This window comes from Microcoleus sp. B3-D7 (assembly GCF_036705305.1).
Classification (GTDB): domain Bacteria; phylum Cyanobacteriota; class Cyanobacteriia; order Cyanobacteriales; family Microcoleaceae; genus Microcoleus.
In genome coordinates, this window is sequence record NZ_JAUBUE010000002.1 from 43,111 (window position 1) to 55,931 (window position 12,821).

The 12,821-nt window shown below is 46.0% G+C and carries 13 protein-coding genes; 7 read left to right on the forward strand and 6 right to left on the reverse strand.

Annotated elements, in window-relative coordinates:
• Positions 1-24 precede the first annotated feature (24 nt).
• Positions 25-378: a metal-sensing transcriptional repressor gene (locus QUB25_RS01810; RefSeq protein WP_242723064.1), complete on the reverse strand. Its 354-nt coding sequence runs from the start codon at positions 376-378 to the stop codon at positions 25-27.
• 177 nt (positions 379-555) lie between these two features.
• Between QUB25_RS01810 and QUB25_RS01815 the strand changes: the two genes are divergently transcribed.
• Together QUB25_RS01815 and QUB25_RS01820 are read left to right on the forward strand one after the other, a co-directional pair.
• Entirely contained in the window at positions 556-1,800 is a 1,245-nt protein-coding gene (locus tag QUB25_RS01815) for an HhoA/HhoB/HtrA family serine endopeptidase (protein WP_333181833.1), read from the forward strand.
• Between the two features lie 233 nt (positions 1,801-2,033).
• Positions 2,034-2,684, forward strand: coding sequence for an RNA ligase family protein (locus tag QUB25_RS01820; RefSeq protein WP_333181834.1), 651 nt, complete (start codon positions 2,034-2,036; stop codon positions 2,682-2,684).
• 29 nt (positions 2,685-2,713) lie between these two features.
• On the opposite strand, the gene QUB25_RS29715 is transcribed toward QUB25_RS01820, so the two are convergent.
• Positions 2,714-3,037, reverse strand: coding sequence for an NACHT C-terminal alpha/beta 1 domain-containing protein (locus QUB25_RS29715; protein WP_445251924.1), 324 nt, complete (start codon positions 3,035-3,037; stop codon positions 2,714-2,716).
• Between the two features lie 114 nt (positions 3,038-3,151).
• On the opposite strand from QUB25_RS29715, the gene QUB25_RS01825 reads away from it, so the two are divergent.
• From QUB25_RS01825 to QUB25_RS01835, 3 genes are all read left to right on the forward strand, one after another.
• On the forward strand, positions 3,152-3,505 hold the full coding sequence (locus QUB25_RS01825; protein ID WP_333181835.1) for a hypothetical protein: 354 nt from the start codon (positions 3,152-3,154) through the stop codon (positions 3,503-3,505).
• A 69-nt stretch (positions 3,506-3,574) separates the two neighbouring features.
• Positions 3,575-3,931, forward strand: a complete 357-nt coding sequence (locus QUB25_RS01830; protein WP_333181836.1) for a hypothetical protein — start codon at positions 3,575-3,577, stop codon at positions 3,929-3,931.
• A gap of 4 nt (positions 3,932-3,935) precedes the next feature.
• Positions 3,936-4,343 (forward strand): hypothetical protein, encoded by a 408-nt coding sequence (locus QUB25_RS01835; protein WP_333181837.1) that lies wholly within the window; start codon positions 3,936-3,938, stop codon positions 4,341-4,343.
• A 194-nt stretch (positions 4,344-4,537) separates the two neighbouring features.
• Here the strand turns inward: QUB25_RS01835 and QUB25_RS01840 are convergent, their stop codons facing one another.
• The 4 genes from QUB25_RS01840 to QUB25_RS01855 form a co-directional block, all read right to left on the reverse strand.
• On the reverse strand, positions 4,538-4,759 hold the full coding sequence (locus tag QUB25_RS01840; RefSeq protein ID WP_333181838.1) for a hypothetical protein: 222 nt from the start codon (positions 4,757-4,759) through the stop codon (positions 4,538-4,540).
• Between the two features lie 83 nt (positions 4,760-4,842).
• Positions 4,843-6,036 carry a glutathione S-transferase family protein gene (locus QUB25_RS01845; RefSeq protein WP_333181839.1) on the reverse strand — a complete coding sequence of 398 codons (1,194 nt, stop codon included), beginning with the start codon at positions 6,034-6,036 and terminating at the stop codon, positions 4,843-4,845.
• Positions 6,037-6,271: 235 nt separating this feature from the next.
• The gene (locus QUB25_RS01850) at positions 6,272-7,153 is read right to left on the reverse strand and encodes a tetratricopeptide repeat protein (RefSeq protein WP_445251925.1); all 882 of its coding nucleotides are present in this window, start codon (positions 7,151-7,153) and stop codon (positions 6,272-6,274) included.
• Between the two features lie 358 nt (positions 7,154-7,511).
• Positions 7,512-10,769 (reverse strand): ATP-binding protein, encoded by a 3,258-nt coding sequence (locus QUB25_RS01855; RefSeq protein ID WP_333181841.1) that lies wholly within the window; start codon positions 10,767-10,769, stop codon positions 7,512-7,514.
• A 396-nt stretch (positions 10,770-11,165) separates the two neighbouring features.
• Here QUB25_RS01855 and QUB25_RS01860 point away from each other — a divergent pair, with 396 nt between their 5' ends.
• Together QUB25_RS01860 and kaiB are read left to right on the forward strand one after the other, a co-directional pair.
• Positions 11,166-12,101, forward strand: a complete 936-nt coding sequence (locus QUB25_RS01860; RefSeq protein WP_333062825.1) for a circadian clock protein KaiA — start codon at positions 11,166-11,168, stop codon at positions 12,099-12,101.
• A gap of 187 nt (positions 12,102-12,288) precedes the next feature.
• Positions 12,289-12,603, forward strand: coding sequence for a circadian clock protein KaiB (gene kaiB / locus QUB25_RS01865; RefSeq protein ID WP_006632119.1), 315 nt, complete (start codon positions 12,289-12,291; stop codon positions 12,601-12,603).
• The last annotated feature ends 218 nt before the right edge of the window (positions 12,604-12,821 follow it).

Here is a 12,821-nt window from a genome sequence, read left to right on the forward strand (position 1 = left end):
TATGGAGGTAAAAATTGGCAACTGCTAAGGCAAAAACCGATCCAAAGCCGCTTTCAACTCTTCGATTTCCGTATCAATATTGCCTTCTTTAGCGGCTCTGGCAATGCACTCTGTTAAATGTTCATCAAGAATGATTCTCGCCACGCGATCGAGCGCTCCTCGAACCGCAGCAACTTGCACGAGAACTTCGGGACAGGGACGGTTTTCTTGCACCATTGTTTTAATGCCTCGGACGTGTCCCTCAATCCGAGACAAGCGATTTACCAGCCGCCGCATCGATTCTTCATCGTGATGGTGAGGGTGGGCTGATTTATCGTCGTGATGGTGGTGGGAATTGGAGGGCAAGGATTTGTCAGTAGAAGTATCAGATAGAATCATTGGGGTTACGAAGGAAATTTAAAAGTTAGAATTCAGAATATGTTGAGTTGGTGCGGGCTGGTGACTCATGTATTGTAACTGTCAAAATATATTTAGGATCTTCATAGTGGCAGATTATTGAGCCCGCACGATCGCACACGTTTACCAGACTAACCCAGACTAACAAAAATTGACGCTATGCGACTATTTAAGTTTTTTCGCCCCGCACATCGAATCGGTGCTCGTTGGTTCGCCCTAATTTTAGGAATGACGATCGCCCTGAGTGCGTTAGCAATCAATGCTGCACCCGCTGTCGCCGCTGATGGCACAAATCCGCCCAACTTACAGTTCCAGAATTCCCCAGCCACTCCCCCGAATCCGCAACTGTTAGCGCTGCGGGGCGGGGAACTCCCGGCGGATACAGCCAGTTTTGTGACGGCGGCTGTCGATCGAGTTGGGCCGGCAGTTGTCCGCATTGATACCGAGCGCACTGTCAGCCGCAACCTTGACCCCTTAATGGAAGACCCCTTCTTCCGCAGATTTTTGGGAGAAGATTTACGCAGCATGACCCCCAGACAAGAACGCTTACGCGGCCAAGGTTCCGGCTTCATTATTGACAAAAGCGGGATTGTTTTAACCAATGCTCACGTAGTTGACAAAGCCGATCGAGTGACTGTCACCTTAAACGACGGCAGGACATTTCCAGGAGAAGTGCAAGGTACTGACGAAGTAACAGATTTGGCTGTTGTCAAAATTAATACCAAGGAAGTTAACTTGCCCGTGGCAACCCTAGGAGATTCCAACGCGGTGAAAGTGGGAGATTGGGCGATCGCCGTGGGCAACCCCCTGGGATTTGACAACACCGTCACCTTGGGCATTATCAGCACCCTCAAACGCTCCAGTGCAGCCGTCGGCATTCCCGACAAGCGGCTCGATTTCATTCAAACCGACGCCGCCATCAATCCCGGCAATTCCGGCGGCCCGCTGTTAAACAGCAGAGGAGAAGTGATTGGTATCAACACGGCGATTCGAGCTGATGCAATGGGTATTGGGTTTGCGATTCCGATCGACAAAGCCAAGGCCATTTACGCGCAGTTAGCCAAGGGAGAACAAGTCAGCCATCCGTTTTTGGGGATTCAGATGATTGCTTTGACTCCTGAAATGGCCAGAGAGAATAATTCTGACCCCAATGCTCCTTTGATTGTCCCCGAAGTTAAGGGAGTGTTAGTGATGAGAGTTGTGCCCAACACCCCTGCTGAGAAAGCAGGCCTTCGCAAAGGGGATGTGATAGTTCAAATTGACGGTGAGGGAGTGACTGAGGCCGAACAGTTGCAAAGTTTGGTGGACAACAGCACAATCGGTCAAATTCTGAAACTGAAAGTGCGCCGCGGTTCCCAGATTAAAGAAGTAGCCGTTCAAACAGCTCAATTGCAAGATTTTTAGAAGTGAAGAGGAAGGGGGGAAACTGTTAAACACCACATAAAGTTTTTAGTGAGGATTTTAGTCAAATCTTAATATTTTTAGGTAAGCTGTTGTGAATTTAAATTGTATGTTGAGGACTGGTTCTCCTGCCCACCTCACCAGAGTGAAAAAATATTTTGCCGTGCAATTTAAATACACAGCTTAATAGCGACTAAAATCCTCACTACAAACGAGTTTTATTATTAGTGATTGATATGACACGAGTTCAACTTGCCTATCCCAAAATTCCCGATAGTAAAAATTGCCCTAATGAACAATGTATAGCTTTTGAGAAGTACGATGGCACTAATTTGCATTGGGTTTGGGAAGTTGAACTTGGTTGGTATGCTTTTGGTACGCGCCGCAGTAGATTTGATTTGGATGAGATGGGAATTGCAGAATTTAATGCTGCACATCCAGGTTTAGAAAGAGCACCTGAAATATTTAAAAGAGACTTTGCTAATCCGTTAGAGTCTATATTTCGAGAGAACGAACAGTATCAATGCGCTGAAATTACTGTGTTTACAGAGTTTTTTGGTGCTAACTCGTTTGCGGGAATGCACCAAAAGGACGATCGCAAACAACTGGTTCTTTTTGATGTGGAAACTGAGGGCGGTATGGTTGTTCCCGATCGGTTTATTCAGGATTTTGGTAAATTAAATATTGCGCGAGTGATTTATCGCGGCCAACTGACGGGCAAGTTTATGGACGATCTTCGCAAGGGGAAATACGGTGTAGATGAAGGTGTTGTGTGCAAGGGAGGCCGCAATGCTAATAATCTGTGGATGGTGAAGATTAAGACTGATGCGTATATGCAGAGATTGCAGGAAGCTTTTCAGGATGATTGGGAAAAATACTGGGAGTAATATCAAATCTGAAGGCTAACTTTTATCGGCTAGTTTTGTAATAGGGTGCGTTGCAGCCAGTTAAGTATAGATTGGATCGGGTGGGGGCCTTTAGGTGAGAAAGTGGGAAGGATGGGATGGGATGAGTCGGTGATCAGGCAGATTGTAGCGTCAAAGCGTGTGAGGGCATCCAGAAAAGTTTGGCTAAAACCTTGGGTAGGGGCGATCGCGTTTTCGTAGAAAATGAGGATGGGGTATTTTTCCCACTCTAGGAGTTGCGAGTAGATTTGGAGTTCCGTGAGGGTGCGGGGCCATGCCTTCTGTGGATTTGGGGCAGTGGTGTTTTTTGACCAGTTGCAGGTAGATATTGACAGTTGGGAAGTCGTTCTGCTAGATTAACTGTAATAATATCTGGGTGTTAGGCTTTCTTTCCTCAACCTAACCTACAAGAGCGGTAATCACACTAAATTTTATTAGTAGAGGTTTCAATGTCAAGCTTTGGACTTCGTTCTATAAAAAATTCTTTAAGTCAAGCATTGGAATACTTGCCGGAGTGGGCAAATTTAAACCCATTTGACAAAGGAAAAGTAATTGATAAATCTTTCAAGGCAATTTTGAAAGATTTGATGAAACAGTTCAACATGCAGCCTGGTGTTGATTATGTAGATAATTTAAACGATAACGAACCGATTACAGATTTTGTTGCGTTATCAAAAAAGGCAGATGATTTAATTCAAGGATTATTAACTGGTAAGATTGTGGCTATTTCAGAACATAGTCGAGTTAGTAAGCTAGGAAAAGATTTCTCTGTAAAAGCTCATTTTCGTAAAAAATCAGCCTGAAATTTTCTGTTTTTCTGAAACTTTTATCATAAACACTTAGGAAGTGTAATAATTTTTTAAAGGAAATTTATGGAATCAAGATATTTTGAAGAGGGGAATTTTATTTACGAGTGTAAATCTTCCCCAGCTCAAGCAGATGGGCCTGTCAATCAAGGAAGTCTTCAAAACTGGATAAGTGATGTAAAAAAGTTATTGAGAAAAAAGCGCCCAACAGGATTTCGTTATATTTTTCCTATTAATCGTCTGGACAGCAATAATAAAAACCTGTTAGAAAAGCTGAAGGAAGACTTGAAAAAAGAACTTCCTCCTATTAATGTAGACATACAATATTATGATTGTGATTCAGTTGATAAACTCACTAGGGCCTTGGAAAAAGTCAAGAGTTTACCGGAGTTAGTGGAATACATTAAACAAGCTAGGAACTAAAAATATGTCTTTATCTATTCATTTTGCCCGACTTAAGTATTTTTCTGAAGAATTCACGAAAGAGCGTCAGTATAAAGAGATTTTGCAAGAATTAAAGAAGATTTTGAAAGAAGAAGAAAAGATTGATGAAACCCTAGAAAAAAAATTTCTTGAAAATATAGAAACTCAATATCTGACATTAAGTGCTGAAACTCCTGAGATAGAAAAATTTTTGAGGACTGGTTCAGAAATTCAATTACATCCACAATCAAGGTATTACTTTGTCACTGAGAAACTGTGGCAGGTTTTGGACGAAAAAATTTATCAACAGTCTCAAGGTATAAAAAAAGAAGAGTTTTTAGCTCTAAAAAAAGATATCGGGGAGATTGATGGCTATTATAGCAAAAAAATGCTAGTGTTTGAAGCTTCTTAACTCTGATTGTACATCTTTGGAGGGTGAAATCGCCTTTGTCAGAATGTACTGAATTTGTAACGCTCTTTTAAAAAATGTATGGAGTACAAGACTGAATTTGGTAGCCGTTTCGATAAGTTACAAGCCTCATCAGAAATGGAAATTTATCGGAACTTGCAAGCTTTAAGTGCAAGCTAGCGGGTCTTCAAGGGAAATTACGATGGATGCAAATAAAGGGCTTGCAATGTTGATCGACCGATCGCCCTTAACCCGATCGCTTCCACAGCATTCCAAACAAAGTGAGTATTCCATCTCTGTTGACGAGGATTAAAAATATAGACAACCTCATCTTCAAGAGCGATCGCCAACTCCACCAGCCCAGTATTCTCCTCTTCAAACAGAACCCGATTAAAAATCACATCAACCTTTAGTTTCATCGATCGAGCAGATAGCAAGCTGATGAAGTAGAGCAGCAGCAGCAGCAGCGCCCATTCCGTCTGATTCCGATCGCCCCAGAATCCTACACAAAATTAGCCGGATCTTGATCTCGCCGATGCTTCAGCAGAATCGGAGTACCTTGGCCATCACCCACCAAAGCCGCCGTTTCCTCCAAAGCTTCCCTCAGCCGCTTGGCCGCGTAGATCGACATATCACGGGGCACATTCACCCGATCGCGCAAATACCGCAAAGCCGCATCAGAACCGGGCGGCGGCGTACAAACTTCGCCAGTCATCATCAAAGTTAAAGCACAACGCAAAGCCTCATCAAACAAGTTGTCATCAGCAGGATTGACTCGAACGATATTGCGGTGGTGCTTGATAACGCGGTGAAGTGCTTCAGCGCGGGAGGTTTCCGGTTCTGGATACATCACATCCGGCAGTCCAGCCCAAGGCCCATTATCCACGCGGGCTTTATTGACAAGCATCTGAGGTTCGCCGTTTTCATAACACTCGCCCATCTGAGGCGGTAAATCGTGGACGTGGGTGTGAAAATCGCTCTGAGTGCCACGATAGGTAGGACGGGTTTCCATCGCCGCAAACCAGTCAGCAAAGCGCGGGTTTTCTTCCCGCATCGAGTAACCTTTGTAGTAGTAAAGACTGGCATTCATGCGTTCGACGTAGGGCGTAAAGATCACATCCGCAGTGCCAAATTCATCGAGGAAATAAGGCCCCGGAGTGCTGGCGAGAGCCTTTTCTACCTGGGCGACGACGCTGATAAATTGGTTGCGGTTGTGCTGTTCTACTTTTGCTGAACTTGCTGGGTAGCACAGCCAAGAGCACCAGGCTCTAAATAGCAGTCGCTCTAGCCGCCGCAGGGGAATCACTGCGGGGTTTTCCATTCCCAAACCCAAGGGGCCATAGACTCGTTCCAGCGCGATTAAGATATCATCGCTTTCGGTGATGATGCGGCCGTCTAGTTCGATCGCCGGTAGCATTCCCGATGGCACTTTGCGCTTGTACCAGCTTTCTTTTTCCCCATAGCAGAACATAGTAACTTTCTCAATGCGGTAGGGGATTTCTTTTTCTTCTAACCACAGCCAGATTTTTTGGCAGTAAGGACACCAAGCATGGTTATCGCGGTACAGGGTGACTCGCACCTCGGATTCGGTTTTACCGAAGAGGCGCAAGCGGGATTGAGCGTTGGTTGGCCCGTTGACGCGATCGACTTCAAAGTCTGTGAAGGCTTCTAATTCTGTCCAGCTTAGGGGGGTCATGCGATTTTAGATATTAGATATTAGATTTTAGATTGGAGAATTGAAGACAGGGACTGCTTCGTGGCAATAATAGAACTTACGCACCAACTCTATCTGTAGGGTGCGCTGTGCGCGCACCTTATCCCTACCCATAGCGTATTCAACTATTTTTTGGTCTTAGTGCTGAATAAGATAGTTGGTTCTCAGTTAAAAAAGGCTTTGAGGACTCAAGTCCTCACTAGAAACTTAACTACAATTAAGGCGACAGTTGGGGAGGGGGTGGGGCGTCTTGAATTTTAGCCAGTGCTGCTTTCATTTCAGGAGTGGCTAGCAACTTTTGGGTATCTGCGATTAAACGATCGCCCCAGAGGTTTTCTTTGAGATATTCTACGGTAGCATAGCGTTTGTCGAGCGTTAGAGCTGCTTCTCCCATCGCTAAGCCTTTTTCTTTGTCACCTTTGCCGTAGAGTGCTACTGCTAGAGCTAGCATTGATTCTGCTGCTTTGTCGTCGATCACGATCGCCTGTTCCCAGCGTTTGATGGCGCTATCCACATCTCCCATTTCGTATTTGACTAATCCGATATTGTTAATAGCTGGCCACAGGTTTTTTTCTAAAGCAAAGGCTTTTTCATATTGGGCGATCGCCTGATCGAACCGCTTCAGCTTATAAAAAGCATTGCCTAAATCAAATAATGCACCTGGAGTGTCTGGTTTTAACTTTAACCCTGCTTGCAAATATTCGACTGCTTTCTCGTAGTTCGCTTTCCGAAAGTGAGCTTCTCCCAAGACAAATTTAATTGATGGATTTTCTGGCGACAGAGATTGAGCTTGCCCCAAAGCTTCAATGCCTTTGTCAAACTGCTCGACTTGAAGGTACAAGCTACCTAACAAAGTCCAAGTTTGAGCATTCTTGGGGGCTAACTGTGTGGCGAGTTCGGCTCTAGGTACGGCAAGTTGGTACTGCTGCAGTCTGGCTAGCTGGACGGCTTCTTCTGCAAGGCTCAAGGCTGTTTGTTCCAGTTGGGCAGAGTCGATTTGCAGGGTGTAAGGCAGGAGTGCCTGTGCGACAGCAGGCTCGGGCATTGTCGACAAACCGAGTGCGAGTAGCAGAGATATTAAAGGAATGCGATTAGGCACTGTACAGCCCCAGAAAAAAATATAAGGGTTTCTCGATCGCCTATAATAACTCATATTTTTGAGTTTTGATATTGCTTCTTGACTCGCAACACCTCGGGGTTTTCATTTAAATACTTCTCAAATTATGTTTACATTCAGGATAGCCGTTTTTCTTCACTGTTTTAGAGACGACTTATCACCTCACTACACATAGGCAAACTTAGGAGTTATTAGAAACTTAAATGAGTTAATAAATAACGCTTCGCGCTTGTCAGTTAAAAAGTTACAATATTTTGTTTTTGCTCATAAATAATAGTTTATTTTTACTGGTTTACAGAGGATTTAATTCCTCACTACAAACCTGGTAAATTTTTTATTTTCAGGAACTAGAGTGAGTCAATAAAGCCTGTTGAATTTTGTCTAACAATTGTGCTGCTGATAAGGAAGAAGGCAAAATTTTAGCAGATACTTCTTGCAGTAGAAAGTCGATCGCATCGGATTCCGAATTTACAGCAGACCGATAATCCCAGACTAAAATTGGCAGTTTTACTGCCATTTGCCGCAAGTTGGACAGGGCCTGCAGCATAGCGGGGGATTCTGAGGGGGCATCTCGCAAACACAGCAAAACTAAGTCAACGCTTTGATATTGCAACTGCTGCAAAACTTCTGTCCAGCTCTGAGCGATCGACCCTCGAAATCCTGCGGTGTGGATGTACTGGATCAAAGCTTGAAAGTTGGGAGTAGAAAACTGGGAATTGGGGAGGGGAATCTCGGCATTTGTCGATCGATCGCCATATTCCAATTCTTCCGTCGGGTTCCCCCCAGAAGAGGAGTGCAAATCGGGTAAAGTCGAAATGTCGGCAAATAAAATGCTGGGCTTCCAACTCATGCCCGCAGCAACTTGAATCACTTGCCACAAAGCACTTGGCATTAACCCGGTAGGTGAAGTTTCACTGTCGTCGGGACTGCTAGTGGCTAAACAGGGAAATACCGACAATCCTTTGACTTGATTTGCCAGTTGCGTAGTTGGGGGGTCTAAAGTCACCAAGGGGAGAGAACCCAAATTTCGAGACCGACTTAACTGTTCGATAAAAGCTAAGGGGTTTTGCAGTTGACTTGTACCGTCCAAGACGATCGCATCGGGCCGCCAAATTCTGGCCACGAGTTCTGCTTGGCCGAGGTCGTCTGCTTCTAAAACCCGGCAGTAGTTGGGGTTGAGCAGTAAAGCGGAACCTTGAGACGAACTGTTTTGCGGGCTGAGCCACAACACGGTTAAAGAACTCCTTACTTTGGCGCTACTAGCATTACTGTGACCGATCAAGTCTGCCAGCAGCCGCCGCAAAGCGGGTTCTTCCACCGGCAAGATCAAAAAACCTTCGGCTCGGTTGACACTGGCCCGTTCTTTTTCGCCTCTGGTGGCCGTGACGATCGCCGGAATCGATCTGGTATCCGGGTCACTCTTGAGCAGCGTCAGCACGTCCCAACCCGAGAGCAGTGGCAGCAGAGGGTTGAGGAAAATCGCTTCGGGACTGAACCTGCGGGCTTTTTCCAGCGCTTCGGTGCCGGAACGGGCGACTATTACTTGGTAGCCCAAACCTGAGATGACGTTGGTTAAATCTTCGATATATTTGGGAACTGCTTCGACTATTAATACTAAACGAGAGCGAGAATTGGCGATCAGAGTCGGATATTGTGGTTTTAATAATTCTTCCTCAGCCGCTCCCGGTGCCGGGACTTCTTCACTGCTGTTTCCCGGAGGAGTTGGTGGCAGCAGCAGCGTAAATTGAGAGCCTTGGTTTTCTGAGGAAATAAACGAAACGTCTCCGCCGTGGAGCCGAGCTAGGCGTTGAGTTAGTACCAGTCCCAGTCCGGTTCCTTGAAAGCGCCTGGTGAGCGGGCTTTCTAGCTGTTGGAATTTCTGAAAGATTAGGTGCTGTTTGTCGGCGGGGATGCCGATGCCAGTGTCCCAAACTGTGAATGCGATCCAGCCTTCCCAAACATTCACTTTCAATCCGATTTTGCCGCCGATCTCGGTGAATTTTAGGGCATTGGAAAGGAGGTTAACTAGCATTTGCCGCAGCCGCAGTTCGTCGGCAACTAAGTGGCTCAGTTCCGGTTCTATTTCGAGTGTAAATTCTATTTGGGCGGAGGGTTCTGCGTTTGCTGTACCGTCCGTTTGGCTGGCGCTGGGAGGGTTTTTTTCTTCTTGCTGTTGCAGTTGTTTTGCTTGTTCAAAGGCTCTTTGGCAGGTTGATGCTATTTCGACTGCTTCGGGAATTAGTTCTAGCTGCCCGGTTTCCATCCGGGTCAAGTCTAATATATCGTTAACTATTGTCATCAAATGCCGCCCGCTTTTATGGATTAATTTGGCGTAGCGTGTTTGGCGGTCGTTGAGTTCTCCGATCAATTTATCTTTGAGGAGGCTGGACAAACCGAGGACGGCCGTGAGCGGGGTTTTTAGTTCGTGGCTGATGCAGGATAAAAATTCGTCTTTTAGTCGGTTGAGGTGGATTAAATCTGCGTTTTTTGCTGCTAATTCTTTGGCGACTAAATGTTCTTCGGTGACATCTTGTCCCATTACTAGAATTAGCTTGTCTGAGAGCGGCTGTTTGACAAATTGCCAGATCCGTTCTTGATCTTTTTGTACGGGGCATTCGCAAATGTAGGTGTCTGGTTTGCCGGCGGTGGGGCACCAAGCTGGAGCGGTTAAGGTTGAGGGGGAGGCGGCTGCGTACAAGGGCAGCGGGCAACTGGTGGCTGCGGTTGAATCACGCGCGGCGAAGCTATCCCGCAGGGAATCGCCCGATCTACTTGCTCCTACTAGGCTCCTGCATTCTTTGGTGATGGCCTCTAACTGCACGCTCTTGTATTCGCTTGTTAAATGGCTTGGTTTGCGGGGCGAGTGTTTACCCAAATTTGCTGCTGGTTCTGGAACTGGTTCTGGGCCTGCTCCCAGCAAAATCCGCCACGCTGCGTTTTGACTGACTATTTGTGCGGTTGGGGTTTGCAATCTCAGGGGCAAGGGCAGTTTTTCCAACAGTTCGACTAGGGAGTTCAGGTTTTCCGAAGGTTTCAATCCTGCTTCTAGAAAGCGCAGTTGAGCGTCTAGGGCGGTGGCGATGGCTTCGGAAACCGGTTTTAATTCGATTTCTTTGACGACTGTTTCCTCTTCTGTGAGGCTGCAGAGCGAGCTGCTGTTGAGTGCGGCGAATTGCAGCAGGCTCAGGCTGTCTAGCATTCCTAAAAATTGACCACTGGCATCTGTGACGGCGATCGGAGTGTTGGAGGGGGTGCCGGCGGTTTGGCGGTTTTGCCGGGCTGGGGTGTTCTGTTCCTCTGTTTGCAGGTACTCCCAGAATTCGCTGACGCTCATAGCGGCGGGTAATGCCCTGACTGGTTCGATCGCGATCGAGCTTTCTGACAAAGGTTGCTGCCCGTCGTTTGTGCGATCGGCCGCGCGGGCCCAAAGGCTGCGGAGGTACACTAATCCAAGCGGCTGTAGCTGTTCGTTGACTACTGCGACTCGATCGCAGTTACAGGATCTGAAAATTGACTGCAGCGATTCTACCGCACCCGTTTGGAGGCACAGCGGCACTGGCTCGATAAAATTTTTGAGACTGGGGGTGGTGAGTGGCATAACAAACCTGAGAGTCTGCTCGCGAGAGCAGTAATATTTTTGATGCTCAATGTAGCTGCGAATTTCTGTATCTTATTTGTTTTATATCAGTTCGCTATCAGGCTCCGTATCTGCACCGACACCGGGGAGTTCGATGCCTACGCCTGATTTGAGGCGACTAGCAATTATTTTAAGGCTTAAGCTTAATTGCAGAAATCACGCTCAGGGTGCTTGACACAAAAACCACGGAGTACACTTTGATTCTTCTTCTGGTAGAAGCGCATCACTTATTTTGCGGTTAAGATTGGTTAAAATAAATATTGAGATGATTGTTAAAATGTTAAGTTTTTTGTAAAGGAGATATCAACTCTGAGCGATCCAGCACTTTCAGGCAACTTAGGTGGTGTACCTACAGCTTTGCTTCCTCAACTTTCTATCGGTATTTTTGTCCGCTCTGAGGAAATTGCAGCCTCTGCGATCGAGCTTTTGAGAGGCGAACGCTATACTTTAACGCACATTAAGTCTGCAGTGGAGCTTTTGGGGTTCCTTAAGCACAATTATCACCTTGATTGTTTGGTTTTGGAGGTGGATGGGGCTCTGCGATCGCTTCTGGGCAAGCTGCAAGAACGATCGCTCTTTTTGCCTGCTGTGATTTTTTCGCCTCACGCACACGTCGATGGCAGGCCCGAAGCACCATATTCAGATGGTTTTGAGGCCGCAGCCAGTACCGCCAACAAGAGTCTAGACGAAAGCTGTGCTTTTTTTTATCACCCTGCTGAGGTGCAACTGGCAATCGCTCGTTCGAGCGAAATAGCTGCGGGTATCGATCAGGCGATCGCACAATTTCTGAAACTTTCAACTCCGGTTCCTGTCAATTACCAATCCGTAACGGTCGATGCGACAGCCCAATTGACTGCTCAAAGTTTGCTCAGCCGACAGCAGCGGCGACTGGCGGAAAAACTACGGGAGCGATTAGGATACTTAGGTGTGTATTATAAAAGAAATTCCCAGATTTTTTTGAGAAATCTGTCGGTACCAGAGAAGCAAAAGTTTTTGGAGCAACTCAAGTCAAGTTATCGCGACATCGTTTTGAATTATTTTTCTCAAGATGTTGCGGTCAACAATCAAATAGATGAATTTGTGAATTTGGCTTTTTTTGCGGACGTTCCCGTGACTCAAATTGTAGAGATTCACATGGAATTAATGGACGAGTTTGCTAAACAGCTAAAAATAGAAGGGCGCAGCGAGGAAATATTGCTGGATTACCGTTTGACCCTGATTGACGCGATCGCTCATATGTGCGAGATGTATCGGCGATCGATTCCGAAAGAGACCTCTCAAGGTAGAATGTAGAAGGGATTAGGCATAATTTTAAAAAAAAAGGTAGAAGGTAGAATCTAACAAAAAAGAAAGGAGCCGACTAACTGCCGCGCGAGCGCGAGGCGGAAATTATTATAAAATAACAAAGAACAGCGGATTTAAGACAAATAACAACTACAACTAACATCTGACAACTAATACTCAACATTTAAAAAAGTTCATGAGTCCTCTGAAGAAAACCTACGTTCTGAAGCTGTACGTTGCGGGGAATACTCCCAACTCAGTGCGAGCTTTGAAAACCCTAAAGGACATCCTAGAACAAGAATTTCAAGGTGTCTACGCGCTGAAAGTCATAGATGTTCTCAAAAACCCTCAGCTAGCAGAAGAGGACAAAATATTGGCAACCCCGACGCTGGCCAAAATCCTGCCGCCGCCGGTGCGAAAAATTATTGGCGATTTGTCCGATCGTGAGAAAGTTCTGATAGGATTAGATTTGCTCTATGAAGAACTTCGCGAAGAAGACCTGAATTCATAAGATAATCAGGTGAGAGTCAGTCGATTTTAGATTTGAGACTTCGGTTTGGCGTGAAACGTTCGGCGAGCGCTCAGTCGAAGCGTCGAGTCGCGCGAGCGTCGAACGATGTTAGATTTTAGATTTACTCCACAGATGAATCTGGGAGGTTGAACAAAAGTCTAAAATTTTTATTTCTCCACGACAGGAGTGCGTGGCACGGTATCGGTTTTTGGGCGGGG

Excerpts from the sequence above, each read along its gene's own strand:
- QUB25_RS01810 (WP_242723064.1), bottom strand. The coding sequence starts at position 378 with ATGATTCTATCTGATACTTCTACTGACAAATCCTTGCCCTCCAATTCC.
- QUB25_RS01815 (WP_333181833.1), top strand. The coding sequence starts at position 556 with ATGCGACTATTTAAGTTTTTTCGCCCCGCACATCGAATCGGTGCTCGT.
- QUB25_RS01820 (WP_333181834.1), top strand. The coding sequence starts at position 2,034 with ATGACACGAGTTCAACTTGCCTATCCCAAAATTCCCGATAGTAAAAAT.
- QUB25_RS01825 (WP_333181835.1), top strand. The coding sequence starts at position 3,152 with ATGTCAAGCTTTGGACTTCGTTCTATAAAAAATTCTTTAAGTCAAGCA.
- QUB25_RS01830 (WP_333181836.1), top strand. The coding sequence starts at position 3,575 with ATGGAATCAAGATATTTTGAAGAGGGGAATTTTATTTACGAGTGTAAA.
- QUB25_RS01835 (WP_333181837.1), top strand. The coding sequence starts at position 3,936 with ATGTCTTTATCTATTCATTTTGCCCGACTTAAGTATTTTTCTGAAGAA.
- QUB25_RS01840 (WP_333181838.1), bottom strand. The coding sequence starts at position 4,759 with ATGAAACTAAAGGTTGATGTGATTTTTAATCGGGTTCTGTTTGAAGAG.
- QUB25_RS01845 (WP_333181839.1), bottom strand. The coding sequence starts at position 6,036 with ATGACCCCCCTAAGCTGGACAGAATTAGAAGCCTTCACAGACTTTGAA.
- QUB25_RS01855 (WP_333181841.1), bottom strand. The coding sequence starts at position 10,769 with ATGCCACTCACCACCCCCAGTCTCAAAAATTTTATCGAGCCAGTGCCG.
- kaiB (WP_006632119.1), top strand. The coding sequence starts at position 12,289 with ATGAGTCCTCTGAAGAAAACCTACGTTCTGAAGCTGTACGTTGCGGGG.